The following is a 17,485-nucleotide window of genomic DNA, read 5'->3' as shown; positions in this document are numbered from 1 at the left end:
AGATGTGTATAAGAGACAGGGCCGGCACTACCTCAACGGCGGGCCGCTTCGCTCTTGTCGCGCGCGCCGCGGAACTCCGATTCCTTTTCCCACGTCGGCCAACGGCGGCTGTTGGCCAGCTCGGCGCCCAGGTCGTAGACCAGCAGGGTGTCGGCGGCGTGGCCACTCGGGTCCCAGCTCGGCGTCCACGCATCGCAGGCCTGGTGGTAGCAGTCGGCGAAGTACTTCTCGCGCAGCGCGCGGCCGGCTTCAACGCCGCCGTCCAGCTTGTCCAGGCCCGGGCCGATGGTGATCGCCGGCACGCCCAGGCGGGCGAAGGCGAAGTGGTCGGCACGGTAGAAGAAGCCGGCTTCCAGGTTCGGGTCCGGGCTGTAGCTGCGGCCGCGGGCCTTGGCCACGCGTTCCAGGTCACCTTCCAGCGAGACCCGGCCCTTGCCCCACGACGCGATGTCACGGGTCGCACCATCCGGGCTGAACATCTCGATGTTCAGTACTGCGGCGGTCTTGTCCAGTGGCGCCAGCGGGTGTGCGGCGTAGTAGCTGGCGCCCAGCAGGCCCTTCTCTTCAGCGGTAAGTGCCACGAAGTACAACGTGCGCTGCGGCTGCGGGCCGGCGGCGAACACCCGGCCCAGTTCCAGCACCGTGGCCACGCCGGTGGCGTTGTCGATCGCACCGCGGCGGATGCGGTCGCCCTTGGCATCGGCCTGGCCGATACCGAACGCATCCCAGTGCGCGGAGAAGATCACCGCCTCGTCGCCATGCTCGCCACCGGGCAGCTTGGCCACCACGTTGCGGGTCACCACCTGCTCGCGCTTGAGCGCGAAATCAACGCTCAGCTTTGCATTGTCCAGCGCCACCGGGCGGAAGTCGGCACGCATGGCCTTGCGCTTCTCCGCATCGAAGTCGAGACCGGCGTCGGCGAAGATCGCCTCGGCCAGCTCGCGCTGCATCCAGCCACGCAGCGGGGTGTGCTGGGCCATCGCCTCGGCCTGGCCGCGCTCGATGTCGAACAGCGGCGAGGTGCCCGAGCTCTTCACCGTGGCCCAGCCATAGGCGGCCGGCGCGGTCTCGTGCACGATCAGTACGCCCTCGGCGCCACGGCGTGCGGCTTCCTCGAACTTGTAGGTCCAGCGGCCGTAGTAGGTCACCGCCTTGCCGTCGAACGCGCCCGGTGCATCGGCTTCGAAATCGGCGTCGTTGATCAGCACGACGGCGATCTTGCCGTGCAGGTCCACGTCCTTGTAGTCGTTCCACTGGCGCTCCGGCGCGTCGATGCCGTAGCCGACGAACACCAGCGGCGCATCCTTGATCTGCACGCGCTTGCGCGGCTGCAGGCTCTGCAGGGTCACGTCCACGCCGTTGGCCAGCGCGCGCTTGCCCTGCTTCAGCGACAGGTTGGCCTTGGCCGCACCCTCCAGCTGTGCGCGCACCAGCGGCACCGGCTGCACCCAGCTGCCATCCACGCCACCCGGCTGCAGGCCGTAGCTGCGGAACTGCTCGATCAGGTACTGCACCGTGCGCTCTTCGCCCTCGGTGGCCGGCGCGCGGCCCTCGAACTCATCCGACGCCAGCACATGCACGTGGCGCGATAGTGCCTGCGGATCGATACCGCCACCCGGCAGATCGTTGGCCGCATGGGCCAGGCCACCGACAAACAGGCAGGACGACAGCAGCAACACGCGCATCGGATTCACGGCAGTACCACGGCTAGCTTGGAAGTCACCAGAGTGTAACGTGGTCGTGACATCACGGCGCAGGCTGGGCCCACGTCATCCACGCATGGCGTGGATCTACCTGCTGATGCGGTCCAGCCAGCAGGCCAGGCCCTGCGCGTTGAGTTCGATGTCCATCGCCAGCACTGCAGTCACCGCGGCATCGTCCAGCGCACAGCCATGCAGCTGTGCACGTTCCAGGTACAGCGCCTGCAGCGCAGCCAGCAGGCAGCGGTGGCGGTCCGGTCGGCCATCGCACTGGCGGCCGATGGCGGCCATCGCATCGATCTGCTCGAACAGGTCGTCGGCCAGTTTCTCCACCTGTTCCACACGACCGTAGTGGGTCAGGTACATCGCCTGCGGCGCGTAATCGAGCATGCGCCGGATCGAGGCCTTCATCGCCTCCGGATCGAACTGCACCGGCGATGAGGTGGGGAAGATGAAAGCGCCCTGCACACTGTCCAGCTCGCGGTAGGAGATGCCAAACGTATCGCCGGTGAACCAGCTGCGGCTGCGCGCATCCCACACGCAGTAGTGGTGCAGCGCGTGGCCCGGCGTATGCAGCAGCACCAGCTCGCGGCCGGCCAGATCGATACGGTGGCCGTCTTCGGCCACCACCACACGGTGCTCCGGAATCGCCTCGATGCGGCCATAGCTTCGCGCGATCTCTTCGGCGCCATACACCGCCGTGGCACCCGCAATCAGGCGGGTCGGATCGATCATGTGCGGCGCACCGCGCGGGTGCAGCACCGCCTTCGCATTCGGCAACTGCTGCATCAGCAGGCCTGCACCGCCTGCATGATCCAGATGCACGTGGGTGAGCAGCAGCCAGTCCACCGCCTCCACGCCCAGGCCGGCCTCCGCCAGCGCCTGCAGCATCGCCGGCACCGACAGGCCGGTACCGCAGTCGACGAACGCAGCGCGGCCGTTTTCAACGATCAGGTACGCCGCGTCGAAATCCGGGCGCTGGAAGCCGGTATCGATGGTGTGGATGCTGGGGTCGGCGGTCATCGGCACGCACCTGGCAGGATCGGGAACAGACCCCCATGGTAGGCGCGCAGGCGGCCCGGGTTCGATGCGGCTTTGGTCGGGTAGTGCCGGCCGCTGGCCGGCAACCTCGGGATAGCCAGGAGAATGCATGTGCCGGCCAGCGGCCGGCACTACCGATCAGCCGGAGCGCAATGCGAACCGCGGCCGCAGCAACAGGGCCAACACCAGCACCGCCAGGAACGCGCCGTAGGCGTACAGCACCGCCAGCACCTGCGGCCAGATCGGGCCGGCGCCCGGCTGCACCACGCCGATGCGGTAGCCCCACAGCATCGACACGATGCTCAGCGCGAATGCGAGCACCAGGGTGGTGCTGTCGAACAGGCGCCGCCGCGCGGTGCGCGGCTGGCGCGGGAACAGCCAGTACAGGCTGCCCAGCAGCAGGAACCAGGGCAGGAACAGCAGCAGCGACAACCAGGCCATCGCAGACTCCATGTCATCGCGCCGGAGGCGCGCGGACATCATGCCATGACCTTCGTTCACGGGTAGTGCCGGCCGCTGGCCGGCATTTCCTATGCAAATGCCGTGGTAGTGCCGGCCGCTGGCCGGCATCCGCCCTTCAACGGCGCCGACCAAGGTCGGCATCTACCGATCAGTCGGCTCGCAGCGCCGCCAGCGCGGCCAGCACTACATCCACTTCCGCTTCCAGCTTGAACAGCTCGCTCTGCAGTTGGTCACCCTGCTCGGCCTGTTTGATCACGGCAATCAACTGCCCCGCATCGCGCGGCGAATCGAAACCTTCGCTCTGGATCAGCAGGGTGCCGTCACCAGCGGTCAGCTTGAAGTAGAAGCGGCCATCCTTTTCACGGTACTGCTTGAACAGCGGCGGTGCCACGCGGGCCACGCCAGCGTCCTCGCTGGCGATGTCGCCTGCGGTGGACAGGTCACGCAGGCCCACCGCATGGCGCAGCTCGTCCAGCAGCGGTGCCGCCAGCTGCTCGCGCAACTGCTGGCCACGGCGCTTGAGCAGCGCCTCGATCTTCTCCGGCTCGGCCATCAGCGCGTTGTAGCGCTCGCGCAGCGGCGAGAGCTCGCTGTCGATGCGCTCGAACAGCTGCTGCTTGGCATCGCCCCAGCTGATGCCGGCAGCGAACGCCTTGGCGAATTCCGCGGTCTGTTCCGGGGTGGCGAACGCCTGGTACATCTGGAACAGCGCCGAGCCCTCGGTGTCCTTCGGCTCGCCTGGTGCGCGCGAGTCGGTCAGGATCGAGAACACCAGCTTCTTCAGCTCCTCGCGCGGCACGAACAGCGGAATGGTGTTGTGGTAGCTCTTGCTCATCTTGCGGCCGTCAAGGCCCGCCAGCGTCGCCACCTGCTCGTCGATCACCACGTCCGGCAGCGGGAAGTACTCTTTGCCGTACACATGGTTGAAGCGCTGGGCGAAATCGCGCGCCATCTCGATGTGCTGGATCTGGTCGCGGCCCACCGGCACCTGGTTGGCCTTGAAGATCAGGATGTCGGCGGCCATCAGCACCGGGTACATGAACAGGCCGGCGCTGACGCCCGCATCTTCGTCCACGCCTTCCTCGCGGTTCTTGTCCACCGCCGCCTTGTAGGCGTGCGCGCGGTTGAGGATGCCCTTGCTGGCGATGGCGGTCAGGAACCACATCAGCTCGGTGGTCTCGCGGATGTCGCTCTGGCGGTAGAACCACACATGTTCCGGGTCCAGCCCGCAGGCCAGCCAGCTGGCTGCGATCTCCAGGGTCGCGCGCTGGGTGCGCTGCGGGTCCTGGGACTTGATCAGGCTGTGCAGGTCGGCCAGGAAGAAGAAGCTCTCGATCCCCGGCGCGCGGCTGGCCGCGATGGCCGGACGGATGGCGCCAACGTAGTTGCCCAGGTGGGGCGTGCCGGAGGGGGTGATGCCGGTAAGGACTCGGGTCGTCATGACTGCGTGGGGTAACCTTCGATGAACGGGGCCAGTTTACCTTGCACGCCACCAACCCCGTCAGGGCCTGCGGCGCGTTCATTCACGCAACCCCGCTGGAGACGCCCGATGAAACGCCTGCTGCCCCTGCTGCTGATCCTGCCCCTGGCCGGCTTCCGCCCGGCCCCGATGCCGCCGCCGGTGTACGAGGGCGGCCCCGTGCGCATGGCCCTGGTCGACCGCGACCGCGGCACCGAACTGCGCAGCTACCCGGCCGAGGGCCAGCGCTGGGTGGCCGGCGAGCGCGGCCACCGCTACGCCGTGCGCCTGTACAACGACAGCCCGCGCCGGGTGCTGGTGGTGCTGTCGGTGGACGGCGTCAACGCCATCTCCGGCGAAGATGCCGATCCCTCGCAGACCGGCTACGTGCTCAACCCCGGCCAGCGCGCCGACATCACCGGCTGGCGCAAGAGCCAGGACGAAGTGGCGCAGTTCGTGTTCAGCAGCCCCAGCGGCAGCTATGCCAGCCGCACCGGCCGCCCGGACAACATCGGCGTGGTGGGCGTGGCGGTGTTCGAGGAAGCGCGCCGCTGGTACCCGCAACCGATCCTGCGCCGTGGCCTGCCGCTGCCAGCCCCGGCGGCGGAAGCGTCGGCCGATGCCAGCGCGAGCAGCAGCCGCATCGAGGGCTATTCCAGCAAGTCGCAGGCGCCAGCGCTGGGTACCGGCCACGGTGCTCGCGAGCAGTCTTCGGTGCGCGATACCGACTTCGAACGCGCCAGCCGCAGCCCCGCACAGGTACTGCAACTGCGTTACGACAGCGCCCGCAACCTGCGCGCACGCGGCATCCTGGTGGATTCGCCGTCGCGCCTGCCGCGCGAACCACAGGCCTTCCCCAACCGCTACGTGCCGGACCCGCCGGCGCGCTGATCGTCCCGCCCAGACAACACAACGCCCGCAACCTCTCGGTGCGGGCGTTGTGCCGTGGGGGAGACCGAAGTGCTTACTTGTAGTCCGGGTAGTCCTTGCTCACGGCGTCCTGGAACTCACGCACTTCCTTCTCCGCGCGGTCCTTGGCCCAGCCATAACGTTCCTGCAGGCGACCGGCCAGATACTCGGCATTGCCTTCCGCCACATCGAAGTCGTCGTTGGTCAGATCGCCCCACTTGGCCTGGGCCTTGCCCTTCAGCTGCGACCACTTGCCGGAAATGATGTCTTTGTTCATTGCTGGGAGTCCTTGGTTGCAACGGCGTTCTTACCGTGGCTCCAGCTTCGCGCAGCGGCTGTTGAATACCGGTCAACCGGCAATGAAATAGATGCTCACCTGCTTGAATGGTTCACTCCGCTTCGACAGCACGCAGCGAAAAGCACGCGCAAAAAAAGCCGGGGAAATCCCCGGCCTTTTCTCTTTCCGTTCCGTGCAGGGCTCAACGGCCCTTCGCGGTGTCCTCTACCTTCTCGCCCGCCTTCTGCACGTCCTTGCCGGCACCGGCAATGGTGTTGCAGCCGGCCAGCAGGGCCACCGAGAACATCGACAACAGCATCAGGGCAACTACGCGCTTCATGGGCTTCTCCTTGGGTTTGCCGCTACACCGCTTCATTCGCGGATGGGATTGTTTCGCTCGGCGGGAGAAGGCCAACGCCCACCACCGCCGCGTGAAGTGCAATCTGGCGGCAGTGGCGTGGAGCGGGCGTGAACGGATCACAGATCCGTTCAGGCGGCGCCGTCAGTCACGCATCAGGGTGGACTTGCCGAACAGGCTTTCGACCAGGTCCACGGCCAGTTCGGCGGTGGCATTCTGCTTGTCCAGCAAGGGGTTGAGCTCGACGATGTCCAGCGAACCCATGCGCCCGGTGTCGGCGATCATCTCCATCACCAGCTGCGCCTCGCGGTAGTTCACCCCGCCCGGCACAGTGGTGCCCACGCCCGGCGCGATGCTCGGGTCCAGGAAGTCCACATCGAAGCTGACATGCAGGTGGGTGTTCTCGTCGATGCCGGCCAGTGCGGCTTCCACCGCGCGCTTCATGCCGTTCTCGTCGATGTAGCGCATGTCATAGACATCCACCTTGTGGGTCTTGATCAGGCGCTTCTCGTCCGGGTCCACCGAACGGATGCCGATCTGGTGCATCTGCGCCGGGGTGATCGCCGGCACGGTGCCACCAAGGCGGGTCAACGCATCCGGGCCGAGGCCGCACAGGCAGGCCACCGGCATGCCGTGGATGTTGCCCGACGGGGTCACGTCGCTGGTGTTGAAATCCGAATGGGCATCCAGCCACAGCACGCGCAGGGTCTTGCCCTGTTCGCGGCACCAGCGCGCCACCGCAGTGATCGAACCAATGCCCAGGCAGTGGTCGCCGCCGAGCATGATCGGCATGCGGCCAGCCTGCAGTTCGGCATAGCTGGCTTCCATCAGCGCATGGTTCCACGCCACCACTTCATCCAGGTGGCGGTAGCCTTCCACCGGCGCGGTCCACGGGTTGCGCGGGCCATCCAGGTTGCCCAGGTCACGCACGTCCACGCCGCGCGCCTCCAGCGCCTCCGGCAGGCCCGCCACGCGCAGCGCTTCCGGGCCAAGCCGGGCACCACGATGGCCCGCACCCACGTCGGTGGGAACGCCAATCAGGGATACGGAAATGGGATGGGCCATGGGTGCCTCCTGCGGGGGAAAAAGAAGCACAGTCTAGCCAGAGCTGTGTGACACCACTCGCGGCGGTGCAGCAGGGCATTGGCATGGCATGATGCCGCGCGGACCCGACCGTCCTTCATGGAAGATTGCGATGTCGCCCTTCATCAATACCGCGTGGCCACGCTTTTTCACCGTGGCGCTGCCCATCGCCGTTTTCGCAGTTTTTTTGAGCAACTCGATCGATGCGTCGCCGAATGGCTGGCTGATGCAGGCGACGCTGCTGGTGGTGCCGTTCTCGATCCTGGTATTCCTCGGGTTGGGTTGGCAGCGTCTGCGCAAGGCACACGCTGAAGATCCAATCCTGAAGAGCGAACTGCAGCGGATGCTGACGGCCTTGATCGGCAATGTGAAGGTGGCCGCGCTGTGGTTCGGCCTGACCGTCGTCGGCATGTTCGCTCTGATGCTGATATGGGTGTTGCTGCGAACATCAGGCGGCTGACGGAGGTCCCAGCCTGCGACGAACTCAACCGCCGCGGCGGCGAACCGGCGTCACGCTCTGCACCTGGCCGTTGTTGCGCATCATGCACAGGAAGCGGCCATCGGGATAATCGATGATGAGTTCCTGGTAATCGCTGCCCACCGGCATCTGGGTCACCAGCGTGCCCTGCGCGCCCTTGCGCATGTTGCAGGAACCCAGCGCGGTATCGCCCGCCGGCGCGCTGTTGGCCGCCTTGGACACATTGCGGAACACCGCGCGGCACCCGCCATTGACCCACACCGAATGCCGCGACAGGCCCCAGTTCTGGCCTTGTTCGCAACGGGTGTGGCTGAGCTGGCGCTCGATTTCCACGTTGCCACGGGTATCCATGTCGCACGACACCTGGCGCTGGTCGGTGGACTCGCAGGTGACTTCGCGCGGTAGTGCCGTGTCGTTGTCGTCATCGTGGCGACGGTGGTCGCGATGTTCAGACGATGCGGGCGTTCCGCTGACAATGACCTGGCAGATGCCATTGGCGCCGTCTCGGCCGGTGTAGCTGATCTGCGGCGTGCCTTCATCGTTGCGGCTGATCGACAGGGTGATGCCGCTGTTGGCATCGCGTGCTTCGAAGTAGCGGTCGTTGAAGCGCTTTAGCGTGGCCTCGCGGCCCTGCACGTAGACCGGTCCGCCATCGTCGGCGTGCACATCGATGCCGCCCGGGCAGCTGGCGTTGAAGAACGGTACCGCCGCCATGGCCGGCGCCATGAAGGCGGTGGACAACAGTGCGACGGTGAGCGGCAGGGCATGGCGACGCATGTGCTTATCCCGAAAGGGCCCAGGGGGGGCTTGTGGCGGCAGTATGCGGTAGGGCGCTGCGGGCTGTCCGTGAGGATTATCAAGATCCGCGTGGCGCGCGCGGGGATTCATGTCTGATAGGGTGTTCTTGGAGCTTTGCCGGGACGGTTAAGCCAGCTTTACTTCCTGGGCCATGAAGGGTTGTGCGACAGCAAGACGCACCAGGATTCGTCGTTGGCTGCAGCTCGGCGCGATATGTCGCTTCTGGCATTGCAATGCCCGAAACGGGCCAAACGCGATAATTCATTTTTCCTTTCAGATCACCCGATGCCATCGAAACAAACGACTGGCAGGCGGTGATTTCACGTGCGCATGATGAATCGTCACCTGCAAAGGTGGTCGGGTCTTCCAAGCCCGCGTAATCGATGCTGTATACGCTTGCCAGCCGGCGCCGTCTTCCCAAGAGCGGCGCCGGCTGGCAATCCGTTCGCCGATCGACGGCGGGCGGTGCGTGGGGGCCCCGTGCCCGCCGGCTCATCGATTCCCGGTCTTGGAAGCCACGCATCGCCCGCCACCCTCTTCGGGTGGCACCTCTGTTCCCGACGAGGACGCCCGCATGCCCAAGACCCACCACCCGTACCTGACCGCCACCTTGGGCGAGGCTGCCCTGCGACTGCCGCCCGAACTGGCGCAGCCGTTGGAAGCCGCTTTCGCCGCCGCCAATGAGGCGCCCGCGCCCATCAACCTGCCCGGCTGCCTGCAGCGCATCCAGGCCGGGGACGCCGCCGATGGACAGCCGTGGCCGGGGCCGGCAGGCACACCTGGTGAAGCGGTGGCTGCCGCTCGCAGGGATCGCGCCGCGGTTGGCCTGGTGTCGCTGCTGGAGCTGTACCACGCCGCCGAGCGCGTGCGCGTGGACGGGGAAGAGAAGGACGATATCGGCGACGGTGTGCGCGAGGGGCTGATGCTGGCTTGCCGCGGGCTGGCGGAGTATGTGGCGTTGCAGGCGCGTAGCTGAGGCTGCGGCGGTCGCAGTGTGTGTGCGGCGTTGATCGAAGGATCTGCCCACGTCATACAGTGAGCTGACTCACCGGGTTGGGACGAGAAAAACCGGCGAAAGGCGGTTTCTCTATTTTCGTTCCACCGCCTTTGCGACCGGCGCCGCGCCGACGCATCATGATCGGCGCCTGTGCTTATGCTGCGCTGGCATGCAATCGCACACCCAGGGCCCGGGTCACCTTCAGGATGGTCGCGAAATCCGGGCTGCGCTCGCCCGACAGTGCGCGATACAGACTCTCGCGCGACAAGCCCGCCGCACGCGCAACCTTGCTCATGCCCTGAGCGCGCGCGATGTCGCCGAGCGCCTTGGCAATGAACGCGGAATCGCCATCGCTTTCCTCGATGCAGGCATCGAGATAGGCCGCCATCTCCTCCGGTGTCCGAAGGTGCTCGGCCACATCAAATGCTTTGAGTTCGACTTTCTTCTTGATGGCCATGATGGGACAGCTCCAGTACTTCGGTATTGAGTCGTTTCACCTACAGCCCGTTCGATGCTCACAGGGCACGCGCAATCTCCTTGGCCTTCTCGATATCGCGCTGCTGCGAACCCTTGTCGCCTCCAACCAGGAGAATCACCAACTGCCTGCCGCGCTGGGTGTAGTAAACGCGGTAACCCGGCCCTGCATCGATACGCAATTCAGAAACGCCATCCGCCAGATAGCGGTGATCACCGGGATGGCCTCCAGCGAGCCGACCGATACGGGCCAGGATGCGAGCGCGTGCGGTTACGTCCTTGAGAGCGTCAATCCATGTCGCGAACTGACGGGTACGCTGGATCTTCATGGAGGACTGTAGCCTACTGGCTACAGCCTTTCAACTATCGGATTGCGCACATGGAGATGTGCTCGGCCTTCCGTCTGACGTTCCCTACCTCGCAGCTGACGCCGCGTTTTTCAAACTGGAAAGTGGAACCGAGTGCGTTTTCAGTAGCTCATTTTTCACGGGAGCCCGATCCGTCCTCAAAAACGCTGTGCTAGATTCAAGAGCGTGACGTTGGCGCGAGAGACGCTTTCATGGATGCATGGGTCGAGAAATTCGCTTCTTCATCAAAACGTGGACTTCGGCGCCACCTCTGGATAGCAGTGCGTCGTCGCCTCGCGATCGCTATTCCGACGCTTGTGCTGGCAGCATGTTCGAGTGCCGCGCCGCCGACCCCATCAGATCATCTGAATCAAAGAGAGTCCGTCGAATCAGGGAGTGAAACTGGTATGGAGCGATTCAAGAACGACATCGAGCGTTTGACCAAGGTGCGTTTTGATGATGTCGACGCGTTGAATGAACAGCTCCACACACACCTGGGAGAACCGACTCGACAAGGCTTGAGGGACGAGCGGACCGCAGAACGCGGCATGCTGGGCGGACTTGAGATCCAGAACATCACGCTGAGAAGTCCTGCCGACGATCCTACGCACGCGACCTTGGTCTTTGAGGTCGCCCCACCGAGCATCGCGCTCGGGGAAATCATCTGGGAGGAATCCGCCATGTATCCACCCCATCCGGATGCGCCTGATTCCCGCCCTTACTGGTCTGCTCAGGTGAACAGTGCCAAGGTTGTACTCGGGCTCTCCCTTGACCACAAGACGCTGACCTACGTATCGATCAGTCAGCGCTGATCCCTGTCATTGCGAAGGAGCCGCACCATGGAGCGTGCTGAAGAATTTGCACTGTCACAGCCGCAGGAGAGTGGCCGACCAGGGGCCACACATCGTCCGGCTTCGCCTTTGGTTGATCCTTCGCTGGTACCGCTTCTGACCAAATCCCCAACACTTCGAGCGGGTCTTGCACAGGCTGATCACGACAACCTGGGTGTCGAATGGGGGCCAGCCGGTGGCGGCACCTATCTTGTTCCCGGCGTGAAGATCGTCATTGACGAGAACGCCATCGGGCAAGGCTCCAGAATCGCACGTTCTCTTTCTCATGAAGTTGGGCATCATCTCTTCACCGAGCAACCAGATCGGGCGTCTAAGCAGTCCTTTGTGAACACCTCGCTGCGAGGAGAAGCAGCTGCCACGCTCAGCAATGTCCAGGTCCAGCGTGAAATCACCGCAGCCGGAGGACCGAACATTGGCGTGTCGGGCACAGGCGATCGCCCCCAGCAGTATGGAGCCATTGCCGCGAAACTCGAGGCAGGGCAGATCAACCGTAACCAAGCACTAAGTCAGATCGCTGACGTGTTCAAGACGGAGGCTCCTTCTGTTGGTCCTCATGCGACATACGAGCTTTACTATGGCGCGCACTATGATCAGCACATAGCACCCACGCAGCGTCGACGTAGGCCCGAGCCAGAATTTGACGCCGAGCGCACTTCGGCTGCGGAAAGAGACGCCGTGGTCGCCGACGACTCACTCCCAGTGCAGCGAACAGCTTCCTCAGTAGCTGAACTCGGCAACGCTGACCGCTTTCTCTACATGCAGATAAGAGCGGGTGTGGACCGCCTGGACGCCGAGAGCGGGAAGCAGTGGGATGAGTCGAGCCAGCGCATGTCCGCGAGTCTGTTGGTACTCGCGAAGGAGCAAGGGCTTGCAAGAGTTGACCACGTTGTATTGAACAACCCGACAGAGTCCCTTGCACGTGGCGAGAAAGTATTCATCGTCGAGGGAGCGATGGACGATCCTGCCCAACGCCGTGGAACCATGAATACGATGGACGCGCTTCGCGTGCCTGAAGCAGAGTCCCTGCATCGCGCTGAAGCGTTGGCCGCAAATCTTGAACAGCAGCCGGCGCAGCAGGTTCATGCGCAGGACGGGCCATCGTTCTCAAGGTAAGGCTGTCGAGGCGCTGGGTGTGCCGCCTTTCGAACCACCCGGCAAGCGCCTGTAGCATTGCAAAGTGGCGCCGACACATGGGGGGACCGCTTATCCGAATCGAACGGATGACCTGGTTGCCGTGGAACAACTGACGCTGTTGGCTGGAGCGAGGGCATCAGCCCCGTTTTGGTATGGGGACAAGATGCACACAATCGCAATCTTCCTGGTCAGCGTCTGCACCATTGTTCTTTCAGGCTGCGCGACTACCGCACTTCCGAAAGGGGTTGCCTCAGCTGGATATACTGAAGTTGTTTCCGTCCCTCTAGGCCCTCTTCGCTACTTCTACACGGCTTCCATGCTTCCTGGTCAGGACGCCGTAGGCACGACTTATCTCGTCCGCTGCGCGAACACCGAGCGGACGATCAACCTACAGATCGCGGATGGGCTTACGATTGGCGCCGAAGAGGCTTGTGCACGTGTCGATGCGGCGGCTGCCTCATCCGAGTCATGGATACCGGCAGCATCGAATAGCTATCGGGTCCTTCTTGTACAGGAAGGCACTTCTGCGGTAGCGCGGGCAAGGTCGCTTGGCCGCTTTGCCACGGGCAGGACGCTCGCGCTTGTGTCACCGGTCTACGGCGATCAACACCGGACCTTCGCAAATCTCGTTGATCTGGTTGCGCACGAGAGCGTTCATGCATTGGGCCATGCTACAAAGCATCCCCGAGCGCTGGACGAAAGAAGCGCCTACTACGCGGGCCTATGCGCGCAACTTCAGATCAACGGCTTCATCACGGAAGAAGGTTTGCCGGGGGCCCCTCTCGCGTCCGGCGATCAGGCCGTACGCTACTCCTCGCAGGAAGCCTATCGCGTGCGGCTGGAAATCTATCCGTTGCTGGCGGGCGGAGGCATCCGGCTTGGAACTCCATCCGGCAAGTTGATGCTGCAACGTTGTCAGCAGATCAGACGCGAGATGAATCGGCTTCGGTAGCCTCATTGGCCCCGTCCAGAACCTGAGCCCAAGGGTCGTTTCCCCGATCATCGCGAATGGGCAAGCGCCCCGCTCTGGCCTTTTTTATTGAAACCGCCATTTCCAACGCGTTTCGGCGCTTCTCATGTGGTGCCGCTTATCCGAATCGAACGGATGACCTACTGTTTACAAGACAGTTGCTCTACCAACTGAGCTAAAGCGGCATGGGTGGTGCACCGGCGGCAGCGCCTCGGTCCGGGGATTCTAGCGCAACCGTGTGCATTCCAGCGACCGGCTCTGTGCCGCCCCGCTGCGCTGCTGGACCTGGGCCGGCTGCGTGCCCGCCGCCAGCTGCCCTTCCAGCCACCACTGGCCGGCGTCGCCGCTGGCGACCAGGCGCGGCTGGAAGCCGGCGGCCTGCACCGCCGCCATGCGCCGCTCTGCGCCTTCGCGGTTGCGGTACTGGCCCAGCGCCACGGCGTTGATGTCCTCGCCCTGGCTGATGATGTAGTAGTCGCTCAGGCCGGCGGCGACGATACGCTTCACCGTGGCCTGGGCTTCTTCGCGGCTGGCGGCGGCCGGCAGCATCACCCGGAAACGTGCGCTGCCGCTGGCAGCAGGCTGTTCGCGCAGGCGCACCTGACTGATGACGTTGCCGGCCTTGCCTTGCGCACTGCTCGCAGCAGCGCGGTCGGCGAACGGGCCCAGCGCGATGCAGCGCGGCGGCTCGGCAGCCACGGGCGGGGTTACGGGTTTTTCCGGTGCCGGTACGGGTGCAGGCGGCGCTACCGGCTTGGCAGCGGCAGCAACCGCCGCAGCGTCAGCCGTCTGCGGCTTGGGAGTTTCCGGCTTGGCCGGCACCGGCGCGGGCGTCGCAGCCACAGCCGTCTTCGCGGCAGGTTCGCGTTCCACCAGCGGCGCGGTCGGGGCTGCAGCAGTCGCTTCGGCGGCCGCAGCGGCATCCACGCCACCGGGCACCCAGCGCAGCTCGGCTACGCCGGCCGGTTGCGGCGGCGGCGCGGGCGGCTGCGGTGCATCGCGCAGCAGCCACCAGCAGGCGACGCCAAGATTGAGAATGGCCAGTACGACGATCAGGGCACGGGTCAGCATGCGCGGATACTAGCCTGCGGGCTGGTGCACCGCCCAGCGGGCGAGGCCATCCAGCACCAGCGATGGGTGGTAGTCGGCGCCGGGCAGCAGCGGCATCAGCGCCGGTGCGCCGCCGCCATGCACCAGCAGCGACGGTGCCACGCCCAGCAGCGTGTGCGCCTGCTGCGCGCTGCGTTCGATCAGCGCCACGGCCGCGCCGTCGCAGCCAGAGGCCAGCGCGTCGGCGGTGTCATTGGCGAACTCGCTGTAGTCGCCGCCGGTCGCCGGCAGCTGCACCGCACGCGCGTGCAATGCCTCGCGCATGGTGGTGGGCGATGCGGAAATGCGGCCACCGTGGTGCCGGCCGTCGGCGTCGAGCAGATCAATCGTCAGTGCGGTGCCCACGCCGACCACCAGCACCGGGCGCTGCGCCTTCGCAGCGGCCAGCAGGGCCAGGAAACGATCGACGCCGAACTTTTCCGGCTTGGCATAGGCAATGCGCACACCGGCGCATTCGGCGCTGGTGCGCACCACATGCACGTGTTCGAAGCGGCACTGCAGCTGGTCCAGCATGGCGCTGGTCAGCGACGGTGCGGCCACGCTGGCCACGAACGCGGTGGTGCCGCTGGGCAGGCTGTGCGGCGGCTGCCCGGCCATGCCTTCGGCGCCGTGCGCCCAGGCCTGTACGTCGCCGGCGCGGTCACCCTGCAACGGCGCGAACTTGAAGCGCGAGTTGCCCAGGTCGAACAACCAATCGCTCATGCCGCCCTCACGCTGACTTCGCCGGCGTGCAGCAGGCGTTCCTGGCCATCGATGCGCACGCGCAGCGCGCCGTCGTCAGCCAGGCCAAGTGCGGTGCCGTGCTGCCACTGCCCGTCCAGTTCCACGCGCACTTCGCGGCCGGCCAGCATGTCGAACGCGGCGTAGCGCGGCAGGAACGGGGCCAGTCCTTCGCGATCGAATTCTTCCAGCGCCGGCAGCAGGCGTGCCAGCACCGCGGCGACAACCACGTTGCGGTCCACCGGCTTGCCAGCCAGCGTATCCAGGTCTACCCACGGCTGGGTGATCTGCTCGGCGAACGACGGCGGCATGTGCGTGTTGATGCCGATGCCGATCACCGCGCGCGCCGGGCCGGCGTACTCGCCACCGCCTTCTGCGAGCAGGCCGACCAGCTTGCGCTTGCCGTCGACGATCAGGTCATTCGGCCACTTCAGCTGGGCCTGGGTGTAGCCCAGATCGTGCAGCGCTTCGGCGACGGCGATGCCCGCTACCAGGCTCAGCCCGGCGAGGCGGCCGAGGCCACCGGAGTACAGGCGCAGCACCGACAGGTAGATGTGCGCGGCCAGCGGCGAGGCCCAGGCACGGCCACGACGGCCACGGCCACCGGTCTGGCGTTCGGCCAGCAGGACGCTGACCCCGCGCTGGGGCGCGCTGCAACGCAGCAATTCGGCGTTGGTCGAGTCCACCGTCCAGGCCACCTGCAGCTCGTGCAGCAGGGTCTGGACGTCGGCAAGCAAGCCGGCGCGGATCGCGTCCGGGTCCAGCAGGTCGACCGGACGGGTCAGGCCATAGCCTTCGCCAGCACGGCCCTCGATGTCCACACCGGCGGCCCTAAGTCCTTGAATACGCTTCCAAATGGCCGCCCGGGTCTGACCCAGCTCACGGGCCAGGGCGTCGCCGGACAGGCGACCGGCAGCGAGTTTGGCCAGCAATTGGCGATCGTCCACGGCAGCTTCCACGAAGTCAGGAAGGAATTATGCGGGAAAGCCGCCAGCGACGCCCGCCACGCTGGGTTTCGCGGGGGCTTCCAACGGGGCGCCGGGTTCGGGCTAGAATCGGGAACTCACCCTCCCTTAACGTGGATGTCGTCAATGCGCCGTTATGCCCATTGCCTGATCCTGCTGCTGATGCCCTTCGCGGCGTCTGCGACAGCAGCGCTGGACGACAGCCGTGGGGCCTGCGTGTCCTCCAATGGCGATGCCGCCTCGCAGCGCGCGCCCACCGCCAGCGCATCGGCCGCCAGCACCAAGGCGGCACCGGTACGCCCGGCGGCCAGCACCACCACCGGTGGCGGTGGCAGCGACGACGACATGCTGCCGCGCATCCGCGCGCCGAAGTGGCACAGCTACCTGCCGGGAATGTTCCGCTGATCAAGTCGTTGCTGCAGTGGCTGCGGCCTGCGCCGCGGCCGATCGACGATGCACTTTGGGATGACGCCTGCCGCCGCGCGGCGTGGCTGCACGGACTGGACGACGAACGCCGCACGCGCCTGCGTGTGCTGACCACGCGCTTCCTGCATGAGAAGACCATTACCCCGATTGGTGAGCTGCAGCTGCAGGCCAGCGATGGCGTGCTGCTGGCCGCGCTGTGCTGCCTGCCGCTGCTGGAATTCGGCGAGGTAGGACTGGAAGGCTGGTCGCAGCTGATCGTCTACCCGGATGCGTTCCGCGTGCACCGCAGCCACATGGATGCGGCCGGCGTGCTGCATGAGTGGGATGACGAACTGATTGGCGAATCGTGGGACAGCGGTCCGTTGATCCTGTCCTGGGCCGATGTGCAGGCCGATCTGGCCGCGCCGCACGAGGGTTACTGCGTGGCGGTGCACGAGATGGTGCACAAGCTGGACGCGCTGGATGGCGCGATGGACGGTACGCCACCGCTGCCACGCGCATGGCAGCGCGAATGGGCGGCCACGTTCCAGCAGGCTTACGATGCCTTCTGCATGCGGGTGGATGCCGGCGAAGAGACGTTGATCGATCCGTATGCGGCCGAAGCGCCAGAAGAGTTCTTCGCGGTGACCAGCGAGTACCACTTCTCCGCGCCGGATCTGCTGCAGCAGGCGTTGCCGGACGTCGCTGCGCAACTGCGGCGGTTCTATGGCAACCCGCCGACGATCGAAACACGGTAGTGCCGGCCGCTGGCCGGCACCTTGGCAATGCCACCGAAGATCATGAGGTTGCCGGCCAGCGGCCGGCACTACCGGAACACTACGCGCTGTTGCAGCAGGCGTTGCCGGAGGTGGCCGCGCAGCTGCGGCGGTTCTATGGCAAGCCGCCGACGATCGAAATACGGTAGTGCCTGTCTCTTATACACATCT

Annotated in this window: 22 protein-coding genes and 1 tRNA gene; 9 read left to right on the top strand and 14 right to left on the bottom strand. The window is 65.5% G+C overall.

What is annotated here, in order from left to right:
• Positions 1-32: 32 nt before the first annotated feature.
• The 4 genes from AC5O77_RS20315 to AC5O77_RS20300 all read right to left on the bottom strand — a co-directional run bounded on the left by AC5O77_RS20315 (position 33) and on the right by AC5O77_RS20300 (position 4,644).
• Entirely contained in the window at positions 33-1,685 is a 1,653-nt protein-coding gene (locus AC5O77_RS20315; protein ID WP_494507123.1) for a M28 family metallopeptidase, read from the bottom strand.
• Positions 1,686-1,790: 105 nt separating this feature from the next.
• Positions 1,791-2,723 (bottom strand): MBL fold metallo-hydrolase, encoded by a 933-nt coding sequence (locus AC5O77_RS20310; RefSeq protein WP_494507122.1) that lies wholly within the window; start codon positions 2,721-2,723, stop codon positions 1,791-1,793.
• Between the two features lie 156 nt (positions 2,724-2,879).
• On the bottom strand, positions 2,880-3,182 hold the full coding sequence (locus AC5O77_RS20305; protein WP_065724234.1) for a hypothetical protein: 303 nt from the start codon (positions 3,180-3,182) through the stop codon (positions 2,880-2,882).
• Positions 3,183-3,351: 169 nt separating this feature from the next.
• Positions 3,352-4,644, bottom strand: a complete 1,293-nt coding sequence (locus AC5O77_RS20300) for a tryptophan--tRNA ligase (RefSeq protein ID WP_049421443.1) — start codon at positions 4,642-4,644, stop codon at positions 3,352-3,354.
• Positions 4,645-4,752: 108 nt separating this feature from the next.
• On the opposite strand from AC5O77_RS20300, the gene AC5O77_RS20295 reads away from it, so the two are divergent.
• Complete coding sequence (locus AC5O77_RS20295) at positions 4,753-5,553, top strand: hypothetical protein (RefSeq protein ID WP_317218393.1); 801 nt, start codon at positions 4,753-4,755, stop codon at positions 5,551-5,553.
• 73 nt (positions 5,554-5,626) lie between these two features.
• Here AC5O77_RS20295 and AC5O77_RS20290 read toward each other — a convergent pair whose 3' ends face one another.
• The 3 genes from AC5O77_RS20290 to rocF all read right to left on the bottom strand — a co-directional run bounded on the left by AC5O77_RS20290 (position 5,627) and on the right by rocF (position 7,271).
• Entirely contained in the window at positions 5,627-5,848 is a 222-nt protein-coding gene (locus AC5O77_RS20290) for a CsbD family protein (protein ID WP_004153772.1), read from the bottom strand.
• 202 nt (positions 5,849-6,050) lie between these two features.
• Positions 6,051-6,188, bottom strand: coding sequence for an entericidin A/B family lipoprotein (locus AC5O77_RS20285; protein WP_008266021.1), 138 nt, complete (start codon positions 6,186-6,188; stop codon positions 6,051-6,053).
• 162 nt (positions 6,189-6,350) lie between these two features.
• Complete coding sequence (rocF, locus tag AC5O77_RS20280; RefSeq protein ID WP_049462319.1) at positions 6,351-7,271, bottom strand: arginase; 921 nt, start codon at positions 7,269-7,271, stop codon at positions 6,351-6,353.
• Positions 7,272-7,401: 130 nt separating this feature from the next.
• Here rocF and AC5O77_RS20275 point away from each other — a divergent pair, with 130 nt between their 5' ends.
• A complete protein-coding gene (locus tag AC5O77_RS20275) occupies positions 7,402-7,749 on the top strand; it encodes a hypothetical protein (RefSeq protein ID WP_317218394.1) in 348 nt (115 codons plus the stop codon).
• Between the two features lie 24 nt (positions 7,750-7,773).
• Here AC5O77_RS20275 and AC5O77_RS20270 read toward each other — a convergent pair whose 3' ends face one another.
• Positions 7,774-8,544 carry a DUF3011 domain-containing protein gene (locus tag AC5O77_RS20270; RefSeq protein WP_478058360.1) on the bottom strand — a complete coding sequence of 257 codons (771 nt, stop codon included), beginning with the start codon at positions 8,542-8,544 and terminating at the stop codon, positions 7,774-7,776.
• Between the two features lie 595 nt (positions 8,545-9,139).
• Here AC5O77_RS20270 and AC5O77_RS20265 point away from each other — a divergent pair.
• The gene (locus tag AC5O77_RS20265) at positions 9,140-9,541 is read left to right on the top strand and encodes a hypothetical protein (protein WP_049421448.1); all 402 of its coding nucleotides are present in this window, start codon (positions 9,140-9,142) and stop codon (positions 9,539-9,541) included.
• Positions 9,542-9,716: 175 nt separating this feature from the next.
• On the opposite strand, the gene AC5O77_RS20260 is transcribed toward AC5O77_RS20265, so the two are convergent.
• Together AC5O77_RS20260 and AC5O77_RS20255 are read right to left on the bottom strand one after the other, a co-directional pair.
• The gene (locus tag AC5O77_RS20260) at positions 9,717-10,019 is read right to left on the bottom strand and encodes an addiction module antidote protein (RefSeq protein ID WP_004136950.1); all 303 of its coding nucleotides are present in this window, start codon (positions 10,017-10,019) and stop codon (positions 9,717-9,719) included.
• A 58-nt stretch (positions 10,020-10,077) separates the two neighbouring features.
• Complete coding sequence (locus AC5O77_RS20255) at positions 10,078-10,365, bottom strand: type II toxin-antitoxin system RelE/ParE family toxin (RefSeq protein WP_478058359.1); 288 nt, start codon at positions 10,363-10,365, stop codon at positions 10,078-10,080.
• Positions 10,366-10,595: 230 nt separating this feature from the next.
• On the opposite strand from AC5O77_RS20255, the gene AC5O77_RS20250 reads away from it, so the two are divergent.
• The 3 genes from AC5O77_RS20250 to AC5O77_RS20240 all read left to right on the top strand — a co-directional run bounded on the left by AC5O77_RS20250 (position 10,596) and on the right by AC5O77_RS20240 (position 13,320).
• A complete protein-coding gene (locus AC5O77_RS20250; RefSeq protein ID WP_478058358.1) occupies positions 10,596-11,195 on the top strand; it encodes a hypothetical protein in 600 nt (199 codons plus the stop codon).
• Positions 11,196-11,222: 27 nt separating this feature from the next.
• The gene (locus AC5O77_RS20245) at positions 11,223-12,347 is read left to right on the top strand and encodes an XVIPCD domain-containing protein (RefSeq protein WP_478058357.1); all 1,125 of its coding nucleotides are present in this window, start codon (positions 11,223-11,225) and stop codon (positions 12,345-12,347) included.
• A 121-nt stretch (positions 12,348-12,468) separates the two neighbouring features.
• On the top strand, positions 12,469-13,320 hold the full coding sequence (locus tag AC5O77_RS20240) for a hypothetical protein (protein WP_478058356.1): 852 nt from the start codon (positions 12,469-12,471) through the stop codon (positions 13,318-13,320).
• 127 nt (positions 13,321-13,447) lie between these two features.
• On the opposite strand, the gene AC5O77_RS20235 is transcribed toward AC5O77_RS20240, so the two are convergent.
• The 4 genes from AC5O77_RS20235 to birA all read right to left on the bottom strand — a co-directional run bounded on the left by AC5O77_RS20235 (position 13,448) and on the right by birA (position 16,115).
• A tRNA-Thr gene (locus tag AC5O77_RS20235) sits at positions 13,448-13,523 on the bottom strand.
• 40 nt (positions 13,524-13,563) lie between these two features.
• On the bottom strand, positions 13,564-14,409 hold the full coding sequence (locus AC5O77_RS20230; protein ID WP_478058355.1) for an SPOR domain-containing protein: 846 nt from the start codon (positions 14,407-14,409) through the stop codon (positions 13,564-13,566).
• Between the two features lie 9 nt (positions 14,410-14,418).
• Positions 14,419-15,150 carry a type III pantothenate kinase gene (locus AC5O77_RS20225; RefSeq protein WP_478058354.1) on the bottom strand — a complete coding sequence of 244 codons (732 nt, stop codon included), beginning with the start codon at positions 15,148-15,150 and terminating at the stop codon, positions 14,419-14,421.
• A complete protein-coding gene (birA, locus tag AC5O77_RS20220) occupies positions 15,147-16,115 on the bottom strand; it encodes a bifunctional biotin--[acetyl-CoA-carboxylase] ligase/biotin operon repressor BirA (RefSeq protein WP_478058353.1) in 969 nt (322 codons plus the stop codon). The genes AC5O77_RS20225 and birA overlap by 4 nt, the downstream gene beginning before the upstream one ends.
• A gap of 144 nt (positions 16,116-16,259) precedes the next feature.
• Between birA and AC5O77_RS20215 the strand changes: the two genes are divergently transcribed.
• The 3 genes from AC5O77_RS20215 to AC5O77_RS20205 are packed head-to-tail and all read left to right on the top strand — an operon-like array spanning position 16,260 to position 17,463.
• The gene (locus AC5O77_RS20215) at positions 16,260-16,538 is read left to right on the top strand and encodes a hypothetical protein (RefSeq protein ID WP_032128189.1); all 279 of its coding nucleotides are present in this window, start codon (positions 16,260-16,262) and stop codon (positions 16,536-16,538) included.
• A complete protein-coding gene (locus AC5O77_RS20210) occupies positions 16,505-17,296 on the top strand; it encodes a M90 family metallopeptidase (protein WP_494507121.1) in 792 nt (263 codons plus the stop codon). Before AC5O77_RS20215 ends, AC5O77_RS20210 begins: the two co-directional genes overlap by 34 nt.
• Positions 17,296-17,463 (top strand): hypothetical protein, encoded by a 168-nt coding sequence (locus AC5O77_RS20205; protein ID WP_494507120.1) that lies wholly within the window; start codon positions 17,296-17,298, stop codon positions 17,461-17,463. Before AC5O77_RS20210 ends, AC5O77_RS20205 begins: the two co-directional genes overlap by 1 nt.
• The last annotated feature ends 22 nt before the right edge of the window (positions 17,464-17,485 follow it).

The sequence above is a fragment of the Stenotrophomonas sp. INTA L402-1 genome (assembly GCF_059295135.1).
This window is presented reverse-complemented; position numbering and strand designations above follow the sequence as displayed.